The organism is Ruegeria sp. AP7, from assembly GCF_056539905.1.
Genome location: NZ_JBQFVT010000001.1, coordinates 313,002 through 334,286, shown reverse-complemented (window position 1 = coordinate 334,286; position 21,285 = coordinate 313,002). Strand labels below are relative to the sequence as shown.

Here is a 21,285-nt window from a genome sequence, read left to right as displayed (position 1 = left end):
ATTCAGCACCCATGTTTGTCGCCCTTGGCATCACGCTGTTCTACATCATTTTTGTCTGGTTCATCTTCTTCAAGATGGAATGGCTGAAATTCAACATCATGTGGGGGATCGTCTCGTTCTGGGTCGGCGCTCATCTGCTGCTGATCTTTTTGGTCGCGCTGCGGTTCTTTCAGCCCTTTTCGGTCGACAGCCACGTCGTGCGATCCACCATCCAGATCGTTCCGCGCCTGACACAGCCCACAATCCTGTCCGAGGTTCTGGTCGAGCCCAATACCTGGGTCACGAAGGGTGATCCACTGTATAAGTTCGACGACACGGTATTTTCGCTGGCCGTGGACAAGGCAAATGCCCAATTGGTGGCGGCACAGCAAAACGCAAAGATCCTTGAACAGGACGTCATCGCCGCTGGAGAAGCCGTCGAACGCGCAAACGCGCAGTTGGCCTATGCGCTGACTGAGCAGGCGCGATACGAGAACCTCGTTCCCGCCGGGGGTGCCCGTCAGGATGAACTTGACCGCTGGAACGAACAGGTCGCGGAAGATCAGGCGAAGATTAAGGAAGCTCAGGCCAATCTGGAAAAGGCCAACCTTGCGCTGGATTCACAGATCGACGGGGTGAATACCGGCATTTTGGAGGCTGAGGCACAGCTGGCCGAAGCCGAGTATTTTCTAGACAACACAACGATCTATGCCCCCGAAAATGGCATGATCGTTTCACAACAGGCGCGTCCTGGTATGGTCGTGGGGGAAATTCGTCTGGGTGCCATTGCCAGCTTTGTCACCGAAGAAGACCCCTATATTCTAGCCACCTTCCGCCAGCAGAATCTGAAATTCGTCGAGATCGGCCAACCGGTTGAAGTTGCGCTGGACCTGTACCCCGGAGAAATTCTGACCGGCAAGGTCGAAGCCGTCTGGTGGGCCACACGTCAAGGCCAATACCTGCCCTCAGGCCGCCTGCCCGGCTTTGAGCTGCCGAAGCTTCCCGGTCGGATCGCTGTTCAAATCTCAGTCGATGTGCCTGAGGGGCACACCTTCCCCGCTGGTGGCCATGCGGCCGTGGCAATCTACACGGGCATGGGCCAAAGTTTTGAGTTTCTGAGGCGCATCAATATCCGCCTCTATTCCTTCGCCAACTTCATCCGGCCACTGGATATCTGAGGATGCGTACGATGACACTCCGCCGGTTGTTGGGCACCGCCCTTTGCGCTGCCACCCTCGCCGCCTGTACACCGGTGGGGCCTGATTTCGTGCGTCCCAACTCTCCGGTGGTGAAGCAATGGATGGAGGTCAACAACCCCAGCGCGGGTCAAAACGGCCTTACCTCGCGCAGCGCCCCCGTTGTGCGCTGGTGGGAGACATTCAACGATCCGACGCTGAACAAACTAATCGCCGAAGCCTATGCGCAAAACCTGACCTTGCAGGTCGCAGGTGCCCGAGTACTTCAGGCTCGTGCGCAACTTGGCATCGCATTTGGTGAGCTTTACCCGCAATCACAAGCCGTGGGCGGCTCGCTGCAACGCCGACAGATCAGCGACAACCTTGGGCCGATTTCGGATATCCGGCGTATCATCCCTTTGGACACCGAATTCTCAACCTCGCAAGTGGGTTTTGATGCGCAATGGGAGCTAGACGTTTGGGGCCAACAACGTCGCGGCGTACAGGCCGCACGGTCTAACCTTGCACTACAGGTCGCCAATTATGACGACGCTCTGGTCACGCTTACCGGGGACGTTGCAGCGCTCTATATCAACATCCGCTCCTTGCAGGAGGCTCTGCGCATCGCGCGGGAGAACATCACGATCCAGCAGGAATCGGCAGACCTCACCCAGTTACGCTTTAACAACGGCGTGACGACCGAGCTGGATGTGCAGGAATCAACTGCTCTGCTCAACAACACGAAGGCGCTAGTGCCCGAGCTGGAAAGCGATATCCAACAGGCCAAGAACGCGCTGGCAGTTCTTTTAGGCAAAACCCCTTCCCAGATGGCGGGCCTGATTGGAAACTCGGGACGTATTCCGACAGGGCGCCGCAACGTGGCCGTGGGCGTGCCTGCTGAATTGCTGCGGCGGCGTCCGGACGTCCGCGCCGCCGAACTTGCGGCAGCCACCCAGTCGGCGCAGGTGGGGATCGCTTTGGCTGATCTCTATCCGCAATTCATCCTGTCTGGGTCGATCGGATTGCAGGCTTCGGGCGGGCGTGATCTGTTCAGCACCAATAGTGCCACGGGATTGGCTAGCGCAGGCGTTGTCTGGAATGTTCTGAACTATGGACGGATCAAGAACAATGTCCGCGCACAGGACGCCGCCTATCAGGCGCTGATCGCGAATTACCAGAACACCGTGCTGACCGCCTATTCCGAGGTCGAAAGTGCGATGGTTGCTTATGCGCAGGCACGCAAACAGGTCACCTTTTATCAGCGTAGCGTTGAAGCATCGCGCAAAGCTGCTGACATAGCCGTTGATCAATACCGCGATGGCATCGCCAGTTATTCCCGTATCTTGAATACACAGACTGCCCTGCTTCGTTCGCAAGCGAATTTGATCGAGGCGCGGCAAGAAGTCTCGTCCAATCTAGTCGCGATCTACAAAGGTTTGGGTGGCGGCTGGCAGATCCGTCAGAATCAGGAGTTCCTACCCGAGACTGTTCTAGCCGAAATGGCCTATCGCACCGATTGGGGTGATCTGCTTGAGAAAACGCCAACACGCGCTAGCCTGAACTAAACGCTATTTCGTCAACCCGCGCAGGCCACCCGAGATCAGGATGTTAACTTCGTAGAGGATACGTGGCGCCGCCAATCCGCCGGGGCTGGCCAGATAGTTGGGGCTCCATTCCGGATCGAATTTCTGCTTGAAGGCGCGCAGGCCTTCGAAGTGGTAGAACTGCTCGCCATGTTCATAAACGAACCCACCGATCCGATTCCAAAGCGAGGCCAACTGCCGGTTCTCAATCCCTGAGAACGGAGCAGAGCCCAGCGAGAACCAGTGGAATCCCTGCTCGGAACCCCAGACCATCATCTCGGCGAACAGTGCGTCCATGACAAAACTGGGACTGTCGGGTTCGTAACGCATCAGGTCCAGAGACAATTCGAATTTGTTTCCGCCTTGAAATAGGTTGGCGAAAGCCATGATCTTGCCTGTCACATCCCGCAGAACGGCGTGGTCAAAATAAGACAAATAGTCATCGTCGAACCCACCCAAGGCAAAGCCCTTTTCTTCACCCGCCTTCTGCGCCAACCAGTCGTCCGAGATCTGACGAAGCTCGGGCAACACCGGTGCAAGCTGTTCCTTGGGGATGATTTCGAACTTGTACCCTTCACGCTCGGCCCGGTTCTTGGCCTGCCGGAACCGTTTGCGCGACTTTCCATCTAGAGAGAAATCCTGCAGCGGTACACGGGCCACTTCTCCGATCTTCAAAATCGACAGACCGAGGTCCAAGAAGGTTGGCAAATACTTGGTCGAGACACTGTAAAAGGCACAAAGCTTACCCTCCCGGTCGGCCATTTCTCTGAGTTGCCAGATCAGTTGTTGCCCTGCCTTTTCATATCCCACCGGCTCACCTTTGGTGATGAGCGCGTTGCCAGTATCAGCATAGGCGAGAAATGCTGTTTCATCGGGTGAAATCAGGAATTGCTTGTCGCCCGTAAGCGAAATCTGAGACTCGGTGTCTTCGCTTTCCATCACAAGCCGTTCAACGACTTCGGGAATTTCGGTGCGAACCGGAGCCGGAATTTCTCTCCCAAACAGAGAGTTCACCGCCACAATGCCAAGGATCACAGCGACAACAAGGCTCGAGCGTAGAAAACGTGAGGCATCGCCGCTCCAGGCAAAATCCCACCACAAGGCGTTCTCGTATTCAACATGGGAATAAGCGAACAACCCGATCCAGAAAATTACCGCCAGCAATGCGACTACGCTGACCAACCATGGGATATTCAGCCGAAAGATCGACGCACCACTAACCCGGTAGAAAGCCCCCCGGAACATCGCCAGAAGGCCAATCGTAAACAGCAAGGACAGGGCTTCGTGTGTATCCAGCCCCTTGGCGAGCGAGGCAAAGAAACCAGCCGCCATCAACAACATGGCCACCACCCATGCGCGATAGAGTTTGCGGAATAGTCCACGCGATACCAACAGCAGCAAAACGCCCACTGCGCTGCCTGCGAGGTGTGAGGCCTCGACAAACGACAAGGGCAGCACCGCACGCAGTACGCCAAGGTTTTGGGAACTGGAAGGTAAGGCACCCGAGACCAGCAAGATCACCCCAGCCACTGCCGCAACGCCTGCAGCCACCATCGGGACAATGGGGCGGATTGCGCGATAAACCCAGCTCATCGCGCCGCCGATGCGTTGGCGCTGAGTCATTGCCGATGCGACCGCAATCGACAGGCTGGCAATGGCAAATGGCAAAAAAGTATAGATCAGCCGGTACAGCAGAAGTGCAGCAATGACATCAGACCGGCCCGATGCCCCGAGGCCTGCAATCAGGGTCGCTTCGAACACGCCTATTCCACCCGGTGCATGGCTGAGGATACCCACTGCGATTGCGCCGATATAGACCGCGAAGAAATATGGATAGCCAACACCCAGATCGTCAGGCATCAATACCCATAGCGCCATGGACGCGCCGAACAGATCGCCAACTGCAGCGACTGTCAGCAAGCTGGCCAGCTTACCACCCGGCAGGTTGAACCCGAAGCCGCCATACGCCAATCGCCGCCCACCGCTTGAAAGCCAGACAAACAGAACAATCAGCCCCGCAAGCATGCAGAGACCTATCACAGTTTCCATTGTCTCACTGATGGGCAGGACCTTGGAAATACCGTCAGGATGGATGGTGAGCAGCAGGCCCAGAAGCAGAACCAGCCCCATCCAGAACGCCACCCACGAGGTCGCGATCACTCCAGCAACGCGCCCCAAATCCAACCCGAGCGAGGCATAGATCCGATATCGGATCGCGGTGCCGGTGATGTAAGAGAATCCAAGGCAATTCGACACCGCATAACCGCTCGCCCCAGCCATTCCGGCAACGGGCAAAGGCACCTTTCCACCAGCCACACTCTGCACGGCAAGGACATCATAGAATGATAGAGACAGAAAACTAAACGCCGTCCAACACAGCGCGAAGAACATGAACTTCCCAGGCTTCGCCGCGATATCACTTTGGATATCTGACCATTTCACATGTGCAGACAGGTCGTGCAGAACCGCGAGTGCTATTCCGGTGATCAGCAGCGGAACCGCAATCTTGACCAATGGCTTTTCCAGCAACCCTGCTACGCGTTCGGCCAAATTTTCCACGCGCGTCTCATTGGTGCTCGCCTCTGTGGTCATACCGTAAGTCCCTGCCCTATGATCTTCAGATCAGTGTTAATTCAAAGCTTTGCACGAATCTCGAATCCGTCAAAGTGGCTTGAACAGCCTGTCACGAACGGCCCTTGCGCGTAGAAAGCAACAGGTTTGTCTCGGACCGCGTGATGCCTTCCATCCGCCTGATCTGGAACAACACTTCATCAAGCTCGTCCAGAGTATCTGTGCCGATCTCGGCTATCAGATCCCAACTGCCATTGGTCGAGTGTACTGCCCGAACTTGCCGCATCGCTGCCAGCCGGGACCGGATCCGCTCGGTCCCGCGACCTTCGATTCCAAGCATCATCAATCCACGTACGGGGCTTTCCGACACACCCTGCCGGGTCACCACAGTGAACCCCACGATTTCGCCAGATTGCTTGAGACGCTGCAGCCGGCTGCGCACAGTCGTTCGGGTTACGCCAAGCAATTCGGCCAATTCTGACAGCGATGCGCGTGCGTCCCTATGCAGGGCATTCAGCAATCTATTATCCAGTTCGTCCATACTTAATTACCAAATAGAATTTTGTTGATCCAGTTTGATCAATTTGCCCTCTTCTCTCAACTCATATCGTATCGATAGATAGATTTATGAGCAAACAGAACATCATTCTCGCCGGGATTCCGATGGATGCTGGCAAACATCGTCAGGGCTGTCGAATGGGCCCCGACGCCTACCGTGTTGCCGGGCTTGAACAAGCGCTGTCTGACCTGGGCCATACTGTAACCGACATCGGCGATACTCACCCGGATCAGGTAGATGTGCCAGAAGACGCCCATCTGTTCTCGCTTCCGGAATGCGTGGGCTGGACACAGGCGTTGAGCCGGACTGCGAATGAAGTCGCAGAGCAAGGTTTGCCGATCTTCATGGGCGGCGATCACGCGCTGTCGATGGGTACGGTGACAGGGATGGCTGCACATGCGGGTGAAATCGGGCGCCCGCTCTTTGTTCTTTGGTTGGATGCACACAGTGATTTTCATACACCGAGCAGCACAGATAGCGGGAATTTACATGGAACACCCGTTGCCTATTTCACCGGTCAACCGGGGTTTGAACCCTTTCCTCCTGTAACCACTCCAATCCCAACCAATCGCGTTGGGATGATAGGATTGCGCTCGGTTGATCCAGCCGAACGCGCGGCGCTGGAAAAGGATGACGCGATGCTGGCCGATATGCGCAGCATCGATGAACACGGCATCAAGACCCCACTTCTGGCCTTTCTCGACAAAGTACGCGAGGCCAACGGCATCCTGCATGTCTCGTTGGATGTGGATTTTCTTGATCCCTCTATCGCACCAGCCGTCGGCACCACTGTCCCCGGCGGTGCCACCGAGCGTGAGGCGCATCTGGTCATGGAACTCCTGCACGAAAGCGGCCTCGTTTGTTCGCTGGACCTCGTCGAGTTGAACCCGTTCCTTGATGAGCGCGGCCGGACCGCAAAACTGATGGTCGATCTCGCGGCCTCGCTGATGGGTCGTCGCATCTTCGATCGCCCGACCCGGAGTTTCTGATGATATCTTTTCAATCGCCTTCGGCTGTAGTGATGGTGCGCCCCCATGCATTCGCGTCGAATCCAGAAACCCGAGACGACAATGCGTTTCAAACGCTGGCAAATCGATCTGCCGCAGCGACTTCAGCGGCTGCGCGGGATGAGCACGACAAAGCAGTAGAACAGCTTCGCGCTGCTGGTGTGACCGTTCATGTGTTTGACGATGAAGGTGAGCGCGATACACCCGACAGCGTGTTCCCAAACAACTGGTTTTCGACCCATCCGGGCGGTCATGTCGCCGTATATCCGATGTTCGTACCATCGCGCCGGCGCGAGAGACGCGCAGATGTGATCGAGTTGCTGAAGCGAGAATATCGAGTGCAGGACGTCATCGACTATTCCGGCCTCGAACAAGACGACCTCGCGCTTGAGGGAACGGGCGCAATGGTTCTGGATCACGTTGGACGTATTGCTTACACCGTTCGGTCCAACCGCGCCGATCCGGTGTTGTTGGAGCGCTTCTGTACGCATTTCAACTATGAGCCGATCGCATTCGATGCCAAGGATGCCGAAGGCCGGGATGTCTATCACACCAATGTCCTGATGGGGATCGGGACGCACTACGCGCTGATCTGTTTGGACATGATCTCCGACCCAGAACGTCGAGCAACTGTTCGTGCACGGCTTGAGGAGTCTGGTCGTACTGTCATCGATCTGTCTCATGAACAGATCGCAGATTTTGCAGGAAACGCGATTGAGCTTAGCGGCAACGATGGTCTTGTTCTGGCGCTGTCCAGCCGTGCCCTAAAGGCTCTTACGCCCGCTCAAGTCGCAGTTATCGAAGCCAGCGCAACTCCGCTGCCGCTCTCGGTTCCCACAATTGAAACAGCCGGTGGATCCGTACGTTGTATGATCGCTGGTATCCATCTTTCCCGCCGATAGGAGTCTTTGATGCAACCCTCTGATAAGGCCCTCGTGCCGTTTGTATCCGTCGACAACATGATGCGTCTGGTTCACCACGTCGGGGTCGAACAGATGATCACACAGATTGCTGCGCAGATCGAAGCTGATTTCAAACGCTGGGAGAGTTTTGATAAAACGCCCCGCATCCCAGCTCACTCACCACACGGCGTAATCGAACTGATGCCAACCTCGGATGGTGAGGCTTACGGGTTCAAATACGTAAACGGTCACCCCAAGAACACGTCTGAGGGCCTGCAAACCGTGACAGCGTTTGGCCTGCTGGCTGATGTTTATACCGGCTACCCGACATTATTGACCGAAATGACTATGCTGACCGCTCTGCGGACGGCAGCAACTTCGGCGCTGGTTGGCAAATACCTCGCACCCAAATCGGCGACGACGATGGCGATGATCGGAAACGGAGCGCAATCCGAGTTCCAGTGTCTCGCATTCAAAGCCATGTGCGGGATCGATACCGTCCGGCTTTATGACACCGATACGAACGCGACTGCGAAATGCGCGGCCAACCTCAAGGGCAAAGGGTTGACGGTTGTGCCCTGCAAAACGCCAGAGGACGCGATCGAAGGCGCCCAGATCATCACGACCTGCACCGCTGACAAGAAATACGCCACCATCCTAACCGACAACATGGTTGGCCCTGGTGTGCACATCAACGCGATTGGCGGCGATTGCCCCGGCAAAACCGAACTGCACCGCGATATCCTTCTGCGCTCGGATATCTTTGTAGAATACCCCGAGCAAACGCGGATCGAAGGTGAAATACAGGCTCTGGAGGATGATTACCCGGTCACCGAGATGTGGGAAGTGATGACCGGACAGGCCAAAGGCCGCACCGACGATCGGCAGATCACGTTATTTGACAGTGTAGGTTTCGCAATCGAAGATTTTTCGGCACTACGATACATCAAAAGTGCAATTGAAGGCACTGATTTCTATGAAGCATTGGATATGCTCGCAGACCCTGACGACCCAAGGGACCTGTTTGGGATGTTGATGCGGGCAGGATAAAGAACCCGCACATCAATAACTGTGCCCCGGCCTTTGGCCGGGGCTTTTTCTTATCCGGCCAGCGATGGCAAGTATAGAACGATCCCCGGAAAAGCCACCAGCAGCGCGATGGTCAGAGCATCTGCAATGAAGAAAGGTGTCACACCCTTGAACACATCCTGAACGCTGAGATCAGGCCGCACCCCGGCAACGACAAAGCAATTCAGGCCAATAGGTGGTGTGATCAGGCAGAACTCGGCCATTTTCACCACCAATATACCAAACCAGATTGCACACATCGGTCCGGACATACCAAAGGCGCTGTCTGCCGCGCTGACAGCCTCGCCCCCGTTCAGGGCCATAACGGCGGGATACACGACCGGCAGTGTCAAAAGCAGCATGCCGATCGCATCCATGAACATGCCCAGCACCGCATAGGCCAGCAGGATGCAGATCAGGATCAGCATGGGTGACATTTCCAACGATGTGATCCAGTCGGAAAACGCTCCGGGCAGATCAGCGAAACCCAGAAAGCGGACATAAATTAGAACGCCCCAGATGATTGCGAAGATCATGGCGGTTAGTTTGGCGGTTTCAAGCAAGGCCGACTTGAACTCTGGCCAGCGCATGCCGTGGATCAGGGCAAAGCAGAACACGATGAAGGCACCAATGGCTCCGCCCTCGGTCGGGGTACCCCAGGCCTTGTCGCCGAAAGGGTTGTAAACAAAGCAGATTATGATGAGGATCACCGCCACGATGGGCAATGCGCCCGGAAGCGCCGCAAATCGTTGTTTCCAGGTAAATCCTGTCACAGGCGGCCCGACGGATTTGAAAATCACGGCGATGCCAACGATCAACAACCCATAAATCACCGCCGAGAACGCACCGGGAATAAAACCCGCAAGCAACAGTTTTCCCACGTCCTGCTCGACAATTATGGCGTAGATCACAAGGATCGCAGACGGCGGAATAAGAGAAGCCAAGGTCCCACCAGCGGCGACCACCCCGGCGGCGAAACGTTTGTTATACCCTACGGACAGCATCTCGGGGATGGCGATGCGCGCAAAGACAGCTGATGTGGCGACCGAGGCACCTGAGACCGCTGCAAAACCGGCGGTCGCAAAGATTGTTGAAACGGCCAAACCGCCAGGCACCCAAGCCACCCAGCGTTTTGCCGCCTCAAACAAGGCGCGGGTCAGGCCAGCGTAATAAGCAAGATAGCCAATCAGTATGAATGTTGGGATCAGGCTGAGTGTATGCGATGCCACCTTAGAGTGCGGCACCTGCCCGGCTGTTTTGACTGCGACCGTCAGCGCTTTGCCAAATCGCCCAGGATCATACCCAAACTTGGCCCAGAATATCCAAATAAGGCCAATCAGGCCTGCCAAACCAGCGGCGAATGCCACCCGCATGCCCGTGACGACCAGGATCAGCAGACCGGCAGTGACCCAAAGGCCGATATCAATCGTATCCATGGGTCAGTTACGTCCTTCGAATTGTTCGGCCTCGGCTGCAGCCTGTGCAGCGGCATCCTGTATCAACGGGACGGCAACCGGGGTTTCGAGCCCCAGCAAGAACGCGCGTCCATAGCCCCAGACCTGCAGGACCAGCCGAGCACAAAGAACCGAAAAAGCAACGGGCGCCAGCAGCTTGGCTGGCCAAATAGGAATCCCGATGTCAATCGAGCTGTCTCGGCTCCACATCGGGGCGCCAAAATCAAAGGAGCGGTCGAAATGGGACCAACTGCCCCAGACAAGTGCCAACATCAGCAGTAGGATCAACAGGACCGAGATCAGTTCGAACAACCACAGCGCCCGCCCTTTCAGGCGCGAGATCACGATATCCATTCGGATGTGCCCGCCATCGCGTTGCACAAACGAAATGCCCAGAAATGCGATCAGGGGCATCGCCTGTTCTATCCAGTCAACATAGCCGGGCAACGGCGCATTCAAGGCGTTTCGGCCGCTGACTGACACAACAGCCAGCACCATCAGTCCGAAGACCGCAAATCCACTGATCAGCGCCATAAAGCGCTCCAGTCGCAACAATCGGTGATCCAGCCGACTTAGAAGACCGCCATCCTCAAGCACCGTGGCATGTCCTGCCATCTCAGCAACCCTTTGATTGTAGGAAAGGCCGGGTGCCCAATGACACCCGGCGAAGGGCGATTAGTTACCGCCGCGTTGCTGTTGCAGTGTTGCCTGCACCAGATCGTACAGGTCCTGCGCTGGCAGACCCTGCGCTGTCATGTCTTCAATCCATTTTGCGCGGATTGGATCGGCGGCCTTGGCGCGGAACTCTTCAAGAACTGCGCCGTCAATCTCGACCTTTTCAACGCCCTTTTCTTCCAGAACGCCGTCCCACTTTTCAAGCAGTCCACCGTAGTTGGCCAGATAATGTGCGATCGCCTCATCAATCGAGCTATCAAGCGCCTCACGGTGTTCCGCTGGCAGGGCTTCATAGGCGTCTATATTTACCACAACTGGGCAATTCACGGTTCCCGGATTGAGGTTCGCCGTCCACCAGTCGGCTTCGTTGATGGTTCCAAACGACAGATGCGCATGCTGAGCGAAGGCCACTGTATCGACCACGCCCGATTCCATCGCATTGTAGGCTTCGGTTGCGGGCACGGACGTAGGTACTCCACCAACCGCTTCAAATGCTTGCCCCAAACCACCGGTGGCACGAACACGCATCCCGTCGAATTCGGCAAGTTCATCACGAGGGTCACCGGTGCCAACAAGGTTATATTGAGGCATCGGCGAGGTCATGATGATACGCGCGTTCCATTGCGCCATCTCATCTTTGACCGCCGGGTGATCATAAACCGCGTGGCTGACGGCCACTTCTTCATCCAGTGTGTTCACACCCAGGAAGGGCAGTTCCAGAACAGTGATCGCGCGGTTCTTGTCGCGGTGGTAGCCCGCGCAGAACTGCGCCATCTCAAACGCACCAATCTCGATCCCGTCCAGATTTTCCTTGGGCTTCGACAGGCCACCATAGCTGACATTGATGGTGAAATCGCCGCCGGTTTTCTCGTTCACCAGTTCAGCCAGTTTTTCAACATGTTCGGTAAAAGCACGACGTTTACCCCAGACCGAGGCATTCCATTCGGTCGCGGCTGCCTCGGTGACAAACGCCACGCTCATGGCAGCAAAGGCCGCACCACTCAGTATCTTATTCATTGTGATCTCTCCCATAGATGCGCCCCCTATCGAGGCGCTTGAAAGAGAAGCTAGCGCCTAGTCTGGAATCTGCCAACCCCTGCTTGGATAAGCGGTGTTACCGCAATCAATTCAGCTCAACAAAATGGGGCTATACACTAATATTCCAGAACCGATCCGTTGAGCTTTATATATGTTACAGCTATATTATTGTTATTATTAAATAATTACTAGTAATTTCATATTTGTTTACAAGTAACGCGATTATACTGAAACTTATTTACAAAGAAGTTCAAGGATTATCGCAATTTATTTATTTCTTTTCTGATCTCCGTATTATTCGACTCGGGGAGGAAATGGATCGACATTGTCTGATCGGCTGGCAATATCGGTCACATGCAATCCAGTCTAGAGGGAGGAGCCTCAAAAATGACCACCGCTGCCCAGGCAGATGCCAAGACATATCCGCCATCCGCAGAAACCGTCGCCCGCGCGCATGTCGACGCCGACAAATACGCAGATATGTATGCTGCGTCGATCAACAACCCTGAGGCATTTTGGGATGAGCAAGGCAAGCGCGTTGACTGGATCAAGCCCTATACTCAGGTCAAAGACGTCAGCTATGAATTTGGTTCGGTTGGCATAAATTGGTATGCGGACGGTACGCTGAACGTCTCAGCCAACTGCTTGGACCGTCATTTGAAGACGCGTGGCGATCAGACGGCCATTATCTGGGAGCCAGATGATCCAAACGACACGGCTCAGTATATTACTTATGCCGAACTGCATCGCCGCACTTGCCGGATGGCCAACATCCTTGAGTCGATGGGTGTACGCAATGGCGACCGCGTTGTCATCTATCTGCCAATGATCCCCGAAGCTGCTTACGCGATGCTGGCTTGTGCACGGATCGGAGCGATTCATTCGATTGTATTTGCCGGATTTTCACCCGACGCGTTGGCGGCACGTATCAACGGTTGCGACGCCAAAGTCGTCATCACTGCCGATGAGGCGCCCCGTGGTGGCCGCAAGACCCCGCTGAAGTCGAACGCAGACGCTGCACTGCTGCACTGTAAGGACACCGTAAAATGCTTGGTCGTTAAACGCACTGGCGGGCAAACCACGTGGATTGACGGTCGTGACTACGATTACAACGAAATGGCGCTTGAGGCGGACGACTATTGTGCACCCGCTGAGATGAACGCGGAAGACCCGCTGTTCATCCTCTATACCTCCGGTTCGACAGGTCAGCCCAAGGGCGTTGTTCATACGACCGGCGGCTACTTGGTCTATGCGGCCATGACGCATGAGATCACGTTCGATTATCACGAAGGCGACATTTACTGGTGCACGGCGGATGTGGGCTGGGTCACCGGCCACAGCTATATCGTCTATGGCCCGCTGGCCAACGGTGCGACCACGCTGATGTTCGAAGGTGTGCCTACTTATCCGGATGCCTCGCGCTTCTGGCAGGTGTGTGAAAAGCACAAGGTGAACCAGTTCTATACCGCCCCAACTGCGCTGCGCGCTCTGATGGGGCAAGGCAACGAGTGGGTCGAGAAGTGCGACCTGAGCGACCTACGCACGTTGGGCACGGTCGGCGAGCCTATCAATCCGGAGGCCTGGAACTGGTATAACGAAGTGGTTGGCAGTGGACGTTGTCCGATCGTTGACACCTGGTGGCAGACCGAAACTGGCGGTCACTTGATGACCCCCCTGCCCGGTGCTCACGCGATGAAGCCCGGCTCGGCGATGAAGCCCTTCTTTGGCATTCAGCCCGTGGTTCTCGACCCTCAGTCCGGTGTTGAGATCGAAGGCAATGGTGTCGAAGGTGTTCTGTGCATCAAGGACAGCTGGCCCGGTCAGATGCGCACCGTTTGGGGCGATCATGAGCGGTTCGAAAAGACCTATTTCTCGGATTACAAAGGCTACTACTTCACAGGCGACGGCTGCCGCCGGGATGAGGATGGCGATTACTGGATCACCGGCCGCGTCGATGATGTGATCAACGTCTCGGGTCACCGGATGGGTACTGCCGAAGTGGAAAGCGCGCTGGTGGCACATGCCGCCGTGGCCGAGGCCGCCGTTGTCGGCTATCCACATGAAATCAAAGGGCAAGGCATCTATTGCTATGTCACATTGATGAATGATCGCGAGCCTTCGGATGATCTACTGAAGGAGTTGCGCACTTGGGTCCGGACCGAGATCGGCCCGATCGCCAGCCCGGATGTGATCCAGTGGGCTCCTGGCCTGCCTAAGACCCGCTCGGGCAAGATCATGCGCCGCATCCTGCGCAAGATTGCCGAGAACGATTTTGGCTCGCTTGGGGATACTTCCACACTGGCCGATCCTTCGGTGGTCGAAGACCTGATCGAAAACCGCGCGAACAAGTGAGGATGTGATGGACGCTGCCACGACCATATCCCCCGCCGTTCTGATCCTTCTCGGCCCCCCGGGCGCCGGGAAGGGCACGCAGGCCCGTATGTTGGAAGAGAAATTCGGGCTTGTGCAACTCAGCACCGGTGATCTGCTGCGCGACGCGGTTGCCGCAGGCACTGATGCCGGTAATGCAGCCAAAGCGGTAATGGAGGCCGGTGATCTTGTCAGCGACGGGATCGTCATCGCGATCCTGCGCGACCGCATGGCGGAACCGGACTGCGCCAAGGGCGTCATACTGGATGGTTTCCCCCGGACCACCGTTCAGGCCGAAGCGCTTGATGGTTTACTCGCGTCGTCAGATCAGAAGATCAACGCGGCCATCAGCCTTGAGGTTGAAGACGCCGAAATGGTTACGCGGATTTCGGGTCGCTACACGTGCGCCGGATGCGGTGAAGGCTATCACGACACGTACAAACAACCCGTCGAAGACGGCAAATGTGACAAGTGCGGCCACACCGAATTCAAGCGCCGCGCTGATGACAATGCCGAGACGGTCGCCTCGCGGCTCACCGCCTATCACACGCAAACCGCACCATTGATTGACTACTATCAAGCCCAGGGCGTGCTGAAAGGCATCGATGCCATGGGTCAGATCGACGACATCGCGCGAGACCTTAACGGGATTGTCGGCGAAGTCATGGACTAAGGGGAGCAGATAAGCCCTAGGGCCTTGATCCAAAAACAGAATACTTCAATGGAACTGCCTCGGCAGACCGGAGAAGCTATGCCTGACGCCATCCGGCATCTGGCAATTTCGAGAAGCGGCCCACGGCACTGGAGGAGTTGGGCAACGGGCCGCCAATGAGGGAAGCGAAGGAGGAACCCGCGATGGCGGATCATTCAACAAACTCCGCGCAGACTGCCGAAGCCGACAAGGGCTATTGGCAGGCCAACCTGCGCCTCATCTACATCAGCCTCGCGATTTGGGCGCTGGTGTCGTTTGGATTCGGCATTCTGCTGCGTCCGCTGCTGTCTGGCATCGCTGTTGGCGGTACAGATCTGGGCTTTTGGTTCGCTCAGCAAGGATCGATCCTGGTCTTTCTGGTGCTGATCTTCAACTACGCCTGGCGCATGAACAAGCTCGACGCTGAACACGGCGTGGACGAGGAGTAAGAGCCATGGATCAGTTTACCATCAACCTGCTGTTTGTGGGCGCGTCCTTTGCGCTTTACATCGGCATCGCAATCTGGGCCCGTGCGGGTTCCACATCGGAATTCTATGCCGCCGGTCGCGGCATTCACCCGGTCACCAACGGTATGGCGACGGCAGCAGACTGGATGTCGGCGGCCTCGTTCATCTCGATGGCCGGTCTGATTGCCTTTACCGGCTATGACAACTCAACCTTTCTGATGGGTTGGACCGGTGGCTACGTGCTGCTGGCTCTGCTGCTTGCGCCTTATCTGCGTAAGTTCGGCAAATACACCGTGTCGGAATTCATCGGCGACCGCTTCTACAGCCAGACAGCTCGCATCGTTGCCGTGATTTGCCTGATCGTTGCCTCGGTGACCTATGTGATTGGTCAGATGACTGGCGTGGGCGTGGCATTCGGCCGCTTCCTCGAAGTGTCCAACACATCGGGTCTGCTAATCGGTGCCGCTGTAGTGTTTGCCTACGCGGTGTTTGGCGGGATGAAGGGCGTGACCTACACTCAGGTCGCTCAGTACTGCGTGCTGATCACCGCCTATACTATCCCGGCCATCTTCATCTCGTTGCAGCTGACCGGTACGCCGGTTCCGGCGCTGGGTCTGTTCGGTGACACCGCAAGCGGTGAACCCTTGCTGACCAAGCTGGACGCCATCGTGACCGAGCTGGGCTTCAATGAGTACACGGCCCACCACTCGAACACGCTGAACATGGTGCTGTTCACCCTATCGCTGATGATCGGTACAGCGGGTCTGCCGCACGTCATCATGCGCTTCTTCACCGTTCCTAAGGTATCTGACGCACGTTGGTCGGCTGGCTGGGCATTGGTCTTCATCGCTCTGCTGTACCTGACCGCCCCTGCGGTTGGTGCCATGGCGCGTCTGAACATCAGTGACATGATGTGGCCCAATGGCGGCATCGAAGGTGGCGCTGTCTCGGTCGAAGATATCGACAACGATCCGCGCTATGATTGGATGGCTACTTGGCAGAAAACCGGTCTGTTGGATTGGGAAGACAAGAACGGCGACGGCAAGATTCAGTACTACAACGACAAGAATGCCGACATGCAGGCGCTTGCCGAAGAAAAAGGCTGGGTCGGAAACGAGCTGACCAAGTTCAACCGCGACATCCTGGTTCTGGCCAACCCCGAAATCGCCAACCTTCCAGGTTGGGTGATCGGTCTGGTCGCTGCCGGTGGTCTTGCGGCTGCTCTGTCTACCGCTGCGGGTCTGCTGCTGGCGATCTCGTCGGCCGTGTCCCACGACCTCGTCAAAGGCGCAATCAACCCGTCGATCTCTGAAAAGGGTGAGCTTCTGGCGGCACGGATTGCCATGGCTGTAGCCATCGTTGTCGCAACCTATCTGGGTCTCAACCCTCCGGGCTTTGCGGCGCAGACGGTTGCATTGGCTTTCGGTCTGGCGGCTGCCTCGATCTTCCCGGCGCTGATGATGGGGATCTTCTCGACCCGCATCAACAACACCGGCGCGGTTGCGGGTATGCTGGCTGGTCTTACCGTAACTCTGGTCTACATCTTCCTGCATAAGGGCTGGCTGTTCATTCCGGGCACCAACTCGTTCACCGATGCTGACCCGCTTCTGGGTCCGATCAAGTCGACCTCGTTCGGCGCCATCGGTGCGATGATCAACTTTGCGGTCGCCTACTTTGTAGCAGGCGCAACCAAAGAGACTCCGCAGGAGATCAAAGATATGGTCGAAAGCATTCGCATTCCCCGTGGTGCGGGCGCAGCTCAGGATCACTGAGTGTGATGCGGTCGACGGCTCTTGTCTTCGATCGCGTCTTTCGACTTACTGTTCCCGCCCGGCACACCACTGGGCGGGATTTTTATTCGGAACTCCGGAGAGCGTAAATGCCCCTGTCCCATGACGAAATCACCCGGTTTCTGAAATCTGTGCACCCCTATGACGCCCTGCCCCACGATGCGCTGGACGAGTTGGCCCAGCAGATCGAAGTTCGCGAGGTCGATGCCGATGGCAGTATTTACCAGTTGGGCAATGCTCTGCCCGGCGTCTTTGTGATCTACGAAGGACAGGTGGAGATTACAGATGAGAATGGCGCTGTCGTCTCGCATCTGGGACTGCGCAATTCTTTTGGTGAGCGCGGATTGCTGAAGGATGGCAAGGCCGCAACCCATGCGCGGGCCCACACGCCGACGGTGCTGATCGTGCTGCCACCAGATTTGGTGAAAAACCTGATCGACGGGCACGACGTGGTGTCCAAATTCTTCAACCGCACACGCGGTGGGCGCAGCGGGCCACAAAGCCTGGCCACCAGTGCAATTGACATTTTGATGGCGCGCGATCCTGCCACCTGCCCGCCCGATACTCCGGTTCAGAACGCCGCGCAGATCATGCGCGACCGACATATATCATCCCTCTGCGTGACGGAGGGAGACAGTTTGCTGGGCATCACGACCCTACGCGATATCACGGGCAAATTCGTCGCCGAGTCGATGCCAGCAGACACTGCGGTTTCAGCCATCATGACCACCAACCCGATCACGCTGTCCCCCACCGATATCGGCTCGGACGTACTGCATGTGATGATGGAGCGTGGCATCGGGCATATCCCGATTTCCGAGGCTGGGCAGTTGGTTGGCATCGTCACTCAAACCGACCTCACCCGTTATCAGGCGGTCAATTCTGCCGAGTTGGTGGGCCGGATCGCTCGCGCCAATACTGCCGATGAGATGGCTACAGTCACTGCCGAGATACCCCAACTGCTAGTTCAACTCGTTGCAGGCGGCAACCGGCACGAGATCGTGACACGACTGATCACCGACATTGCTGACACCGCAACACGGCGCTTGCTGGCACTGGCCGAGGCCGAGCTTGGGGCACCTCCGGTGCCATACCTGTGGCTGGCCTGCGGCTCGCAAGGACGGCAGGAGCAGACCGGTGTTTCGGATCAGGACAATTGCCTGATGCTGGATGACAGCGTAACCGAAGACGACATGGCGTACTTCGCAGATCTGGCCAAGTTCGTATCGGACGGTCTGGACACCTGCGGGTATTTCTATTGCCCCGGCGACATGATGGCGACAAATCCGCGTTGGTGCCAACCAGTCAGCGTCTGGCGCGATTACTTCAAAGGATGGATCGACAGGCCGAACCCTGAGGCACAGATGCTGGCCTCGGTCATGTTCGATCTGCGCCCGATCGGGGGCAATTTCGACCTATTCACTGATCTGCAGTCCGAGACTTTGGCCAATGCCAGCGCAAACTCGATCTTCGTGGCGCACATGATCTCGAATTCGCTGAAACACACGCCACCATTGGGGCTGCTGCGCGGTTTTGCAACGATCCGGTCGGGTGAGCACCGCAATACGCTGGACCTCAAGCACAATGGCGTCGTGCCTGTGGTTGATCTGGCACGCATCTACAGCCTTCAGGGTCAGTTAACCGAGGCCAACACACGCGCCCGTCTGAGCGCTGCCCAGGCAGCAGATGTCCTGAGTGCATCCGGTGCGCGCGATCTTTTGGACGCCTATGATCTGATTGCCGAGACGCGGCTGGAACATCAGGTCAGATTAGTGAAATCCGGTGACGCGCCGGACAATTATCTGCCCCCAACCGCCCTTTCGGACTTTGAGCGAAGTCATCTTCGCGATGCCTTCGTCGTGGTAAAAACGATGCAATCGGCGGTTGGTCATGGCAAAGGGATGCTGGGCTAATTCAGGCCTGAATAACGGAGTGACAATATGTTTCTGGAATTGATAGGCACGGTCTTTGCAGGTTTTGCCTTTGCCGGCGTTGTCATGGTGCTGAACAAACTAACCGGTGGCCGGTTGCCAAAATGGGCTGCACCGGTCGCGGCAGGCGTTGGGATGATCGCCATGACGATCTCAAGCGAATATTCCTGGTATGATCGCACGCGTGGTCAACTGCCTGATGGGCTGGCAATTGTCGAAGAGATCGAAAGCCGCGCGATTTATAGACCTTGGACATATGCGGTGCCCTTCGTCGATCGCTTCGCCGCTATCGATACCGTATCTGTTCGCACAAACGAAAGTGTCCCTGATCAACGTCTTGTGGATCTCTACTTCTTCGGCCGCTGGGCACCGGTTTCAAAACTGCCGATTGCAGTCAATTGTGCCGAGAATAGTCGCGCCAATTTGGTTGACGGTGCAGAATTTGCAACCGATGGCAGCCTGACGAACGCAACATGGTTCAAGGCCGAGACCGGAGATCCGATCATCGAGGCGACTTGCGGAGTCTGACCATGTTGCACAAGCTAAGCCTACGCCTGCGCATCTTCCTGTTTTTTTGTCTGCTGGCCTTGGGCGGGATACTTGTTAGCACGGTGGTCTTGTGGATTAGCTATGAACGTGCGGCCGACCCGGCACTGATCAATGCATTTATCTTCGCGGATGCGTTGATCGCCTTCGGTTTGCTCGGACTGGTCGCAGGTGTCTGGCTGTTGTTCGATGATAACGTGGCTAAACCGATCGAACGTCTTTCCGCGCAACTTCGGGCCCGCGCCCATGCAGGGGTCAGCACAGATCTCGATTTGGAAGCTGCGCGGTATCTGGGTGATCTTGCCCCAGCGGCCGCGGGGCTAGCAGAACAGCTGGCCGAAAACGCCATGACCACCGCCCAGGCCGTCGCAGCGGAAACCGCCCATCTGGCGGCTGAGAAAAAACGCCTCACCGCCCTGCTGACCGAGATACCCGTCGCCATGCTTCTGGCAAGCCCCAAGCATCAGATCGTTCTGTATGACGCGCAGGCCGCCGGGGTACTGGCCCAGATCGCCCACCCCCGCCTGAACGCATCTTTGTTTGACTATCTTGAAAGCACTGGCCTCACCGATGCCTACAAAGAGATGTGCAAGACCGGCATGGATGTCTATTGCACTTTGTCCAGCGTTGATGGGCGGCAAACCTATACCGCGCGGATGAAACCGCTGGGTGACGCTCCGGGTTATATGCTGGTCTTTGAAGGCAGCGTTGCCCGCATTCCGCCCGAGGATGCCCGCCCTCTGGTCTATGATTTTGAGCTGCTCGACACGCCCGGGGATGACGTCTTTGAGGAACGCAGCCTGTCGGACCTGTGTTTCGTGGTCTTTGACACTGAAACGACCGGCTTGTTGCCTCATAAAGACGAGATCGTTCAGATTGGAGCCGTGCGGGTGGTAAAGGGCAAGATTGTCGAGGGTGAGAAGTTCGACACACTTGTCGATCCGGGTATACCGATCCCGCCAGCCTCGACCAAAGTCCATAAGGTTAACGACAGGATGGTGCAGGGTGCGCCCGACATCGCCGGGGCCGGGCAAAGCTTTCACCAATTCGCCCGTGACGCTGTGATTGTCGCCCATAACGCACCATTCGACATGGCTTTCCTACGCCGTCATGCCGACCGTATGGAGGTAGACTGGTCCCACCCCATTCTTGACACTGTTTTGCTGTCGGCTGTTCTTTTCGGAGCAAGCGAAACCCACACACTGGATGCAGTTTGTGATCGGCTGGGTGTAACCATACCTGAAACCCTACGCCATACTGCTCTGGGCGATGCAGTTGCCACCGCCGAGGCTCTGGTCCGAATGTTGCCAATGCTTAAGGCACGCGGCATGACAACCTTTGGCGACGTCATCGCGGAAACCCGCAAACACGGGCGGTTGCTGGAGGATCTGAACTAGCCGGAAAATCCTCAATTCACCGCAGCTTTTCGTGGACAATCCCTGCGCCACATGGCACCTGAGACAGGCCCCTTGAACGAGC

General features: G+C 56.6%; 17 protein-coding genes. 12 read left to right on the top strand and 5 right to left on the bottom strand.

Annotated elements, in window-relative coordinates:
* Window positions 1–11 precede the first annotated feature (11 nt).
* Entirely contained in the window at window positions 12–1,157 is a 1,146-nt protein-coding gene (locus ACR0KN_RS01640) for an HlyD family secretion protein (RefSeq protein WP_480650897.1), read from the top strand.
* An 11-nt stretch (window positions 1,158–1,168) separates the two neighbouring features.
* Window positions 1,169–2,719 carry an efflux transporter outer membrane subunit gene (locus ACR0KN_RS01635; RefSeq protein WP_480650895.1) on the top strand — a complete coding sequence of 517 codons (1,551 nt, stop codon included), beginning with the start codon at window positions 1,169–1,171 and terminating at the stop codon, window positions 2,717–2,719.
* A 3-nt stretch (window positions 2,720–2,722) separates the two neighbouring features.
* On the opposite strand, the gene mprF is transcribed toward ACR0KN_RS01635, so the two are convergent.
* Both mprF and ACR0KN_RS01625 read right to left on the bottom strand, forming a co-directional pair.
* Window positions 2,723–5,329 (bottom strand): bifunctional lysylphosphatidylglycerol flippase/synthetase MprF, encoded by a 2,607-nt coding sequence (mprF, locus tag ACR0KN_RS01630; RefSeq protein WP_480650893.1) that lies wholly within the window; start codon window positions 5,327–5,329, stop codon window positions 2,723–2,725.
* 91 nt (window positions 5,330–5,420) lie between these two features.
* Window positions 5,421–5,849, bottom strand: coding sequence for an Lrp/AsnC family transcriptional regulator (locus ACR0KN_RS01625; protein WP_010439529.1), 429 nt, complete (start codon window positions 5,847–5,849; stop codon window positions 5,421–5,423).
* 86 nt (window positions 5,850–5,935) lie between these two features.
* On the opposite strand from ACR0KN_RS01625, the gene rocF reads away from it, so the two are divergent.
* The 3 genes from rocF to ACR0KN_RS01610 are packed head-to-tail and all read left to right on the top strand — an operon-like array spanning window position 5,936 to window position 8,826.
* Entirely contained in the window at window positions 5,936–6,856 is a 921-nt protein-coding gene (gene rocF, locus ACR0KN_RS01620; protein WP_480650891.1) for an arginase, read from the top strand.
* A complete protein-coding gene (gene ctlX, locus ACR0KN_RS01615; RefSeq protein ID WP_480650889.1) occupies window positions 6,856–7,776 on the top strand; it encodes a citrulline utilization hydrolase CtlX in 921 nt (306 codons plus the stop codon). The genes rocF and ctlX overlap by 1 nt, the downstream gene beginning before the upstream one ends.
* Before the next feature lie 6 nt (window positions 7,777–7,782).
* A complete protein-coding gene (locus tag ACR0KN_RS01610) occupies window positions 7,783–8,826 on the top strand; it encodes an ornithine cyclodeaminase (RefSeq protein WP_480650887.1) in 1,044 nt (347 codons plus the stop codon).
* Between the two features lie 50 nt (window positions 8,827–8,876).
* Here the strand turns inward: ACR0KN_RS01610 and ACR0KN_RS01605 are convergent, their stop codons facing one another.
* From ACR0KN_RS01605 to ACR0KN_RS01595, 3 genes are read right to left on the bottom strand one after another with little or no spacing between them, the layout of a single operon-like run.
* Window positions 8,877–10,280, bottom strand: coding sequence for a TRAP transporter large permease (locus tag ACR0KN_RS01605; RefSeq protein ID WP_010439523.1), 1,404 nt, complete (start codon window positions 10,278–10,280; stop codon window positions 8,877–8,879).
* Window positions 10,281–10,283: 3 nt separating this feature from the next.
* A complete protein-coding gene (locus tag ACR0KN_RS01600) occupies window positions 10,284–10,913 on the bottom strand; it encodes a TRAP transporter small permease subunit (protein WP_480650885.1) in 630 nt (209 codons plus the stop codon).
* A gap of 60 nt (window positions 10,914–10,973) precedes the next feature.
* On the bottom strand, window positions 10,974–11,990 hold the full coding sequence (locus ACR0KN_RS01595; protein ID WP_480650883.1) for a C4-dicarboxylate TRAP transporter substrate-binding protein: 1,017 nt from the start codon (window positions 11,988–11,990) through the stop codon (window positions 10,974–10,976).
* 408 nt (window positions 11,991–12,398) lie between these two features.
* On the opposite strand from ACR0KN_RS01595, the gene acs reads away from it, so the two are divergent.
* The 7 genes from acs to ACR0KN_RS01560 all read left to right on the top strand — a co-directional run bounded on the left by acs (window position 12,399) and on the right by ACR0KN_RS01560 (window position 21,203).
* Window positions 12,399–14,363 (top strand): acetate--CoA ligase, encoded by a 1,965-nt coding sequence (gene acs, locus ACR0KN_RS01590; protein ID WP_480650881.1) that lies wholly within the window; start codon window positions 12,399–12,401, stop codon window positions 14,361–14,363.
* Between the two features lie 7 nt (window positions 14,364–14,370).
* On the top strand, window positions 14,371–15,054 hold the full coding sequence (locus ACR0KN_RS01585; protein WP_480650879.1) for an adenylate kinase: 684 nt from the start codon (window positions 14,371–14,373) through the stop codon (window positions 15,052–15,054).
* Window positions 15,055–15,236: 182 nt separating this feature from the next.
* Window positions 15,237–15,521 carry a DUF4212 domain-containing protein gene (locus ACR0KN_RS01580; RefSeq protein ID WP_010439512.1) on the top strand — a complete coding sequence of 95 codons (285 nt, stop codon included), beginning with the start codon at window positions 15,237–15,239 and terminating at the stop codon, window positions 15,519–15,521.
* Window positions 15,522–15,526: 5 nt separating this feature from the next.
* Window positions 15,527–17,311, top strand: coding sequence for a sodium:solute symporter family protein (locus tag ACR0KN_RS01575; RefSeq protein ID WP_010439509.1), 1,785 nt, complete (start codon window positions 15,527–15,529; stop codon window positions 17,309–17,311).
* 107 nt (window positions 17,312–17,418) lie between these two features.
* A complete protein-coding gene (locus ACR0KN_RS01570; RefSeq protein WP_480650877.1) occupies window positions 17,419–19,242 on the top strand; it encodes a DUF294 nucleotidyltransferase-like domain-containing protein in 1,824 nt (607 codons plus the stop codon).
* 27 nt (window positions 19,243–19,269) lie between these two features.
* Window positions 19,270–19,788: a hypothetical protein gene (locus ACR0KN_RS01565; RefSeq protein ID WP_170469566.1), complete on the top strand. Its 519-nt coding sequence runs from the start codon at window positions 19,270–19,272 to the stop codon at window positions 19,786–19,788.
* 2 nt (window positions 19,789–19,790) lie between these two features.
* Window positions 19,791–21,203, top strand: a complete 1,413-nt coding sequence (locus ACR0KN_RS01560) for an exonuclease domain-containing protein (RefSeq protein WP_170469563.1) — start codon at window positions 19,791–19,793, stop codon at window positions 21,201–21,203.
* Window positions 21,204–21,285 lie beyond the last annotated feature (82 nt).

Coding starts and splice junctions, on each gene's coding strand:
- ACR0KN_RS01585 (WP_480650879.1), top strand. CDS start 14,371: ATGGACGCTGCCACGACCATATCCCCCGCCGTTCTGATCCTTCTCGGC.
- ACR0KN_RS01635 (WP_480650895.1), top strand. CDS start 1,169: ATGACACTCCGCCGGTTGTTGGGCACCGCCCTTTGCGCTGCCACCCTC.
- rocF (WP_480650891.1), top strand. CDS start 5,936: ATGAGCAAACAGAACATCATTCTCGCCGGGATTCCGATGGATGCTGGC.
- ACR0KN_RS01605 (WP_010439523.1), bottom strand. CDS start 10,280: ATGGATACGATTGATATCGGCCTTTGGGTCACTGCCGGTCTGCTGATC.
- ACR0KN_RS01565 (WP_170469566.1), top strand. CDS start 19,270: ATGTTTCTGGAATTGATAGGCACGGTCTTTGCAGGTTTTGCCTTTGCC.
- ACR0KN_RS01595 (WP_480650883.1), bottom strand. CDS start 11,990: ATGAATAAGATACTGAGTGGTGCGGCCTTTGCTGCCATGAGCGTGGCG.
- acs (WP_480650881.1), top strand. CDS start 12,399: ATGACCACCGCTGCCCAGGCAGATGCCAAGACATATCCGCCATCCGCA.
- ACR0KN_RS01640 (WP_480650897.1), top strand. CDS start 12: ATGTTTGTCGCCCTTGGCATCACGCTGTTCTACATCATTTTTGTCTGG.
- mprF (WP_480650893.1), bottom strand. CDS start 5,329: ATGACCACAGAGGCGAGCACCAATGAGACGCGCGTGGAAAATTTGGCC.
- ACR0KN_RS01580 (WP_010439512.1), top strand. CDS start 15,237: ATGGCGGATCATTCAACAAACTCCGCGCAGACTGCCGAAGCCGACAAG.
- ACR0KN_RS01560 (WP_170469563.1), top strand. CDS start 19,791: ATGTTGCACAAGCTAAGCCTACGCCTGCGCATCTTCCTGTTTTTTTGT.
- ctlX (WP_480650889.1), top strand. CDS start 6,856: ATGATATCTTTTCAATCGCCTTCGGCTGTAGTGATGGTGCGCCCCCAT.
- ACR0KN_RS01625 (WP_010439529.1), bottom strand. CDS start 5,849: ATGGACGAACTGGATAATAGATTGCTGAATGCCCTGCATAGGGACGCA.
- ACR0KN_RS01575 (WP_010439509.1), top strand. CDS start 15,527: ATGGATCAGTTTACCATCAACCTGCTGTTTGTGGGCGCGTCCTTTGCG.
- ACR0KN_RS01600 (WP_480650885.1), bottom strand. CDS start 10,913: ATGGCAGGACATGCCACGGTGCTTGAGGATGGCGGTCTTCTAAGTCGG.
- ACR0KN_RS01570 (WP_480650877.1), top strand. CDS start 17,419: ATGCCCCTGTCCCATGACGAAATCACCCGGTTTCTGAAATCTGTGCAC.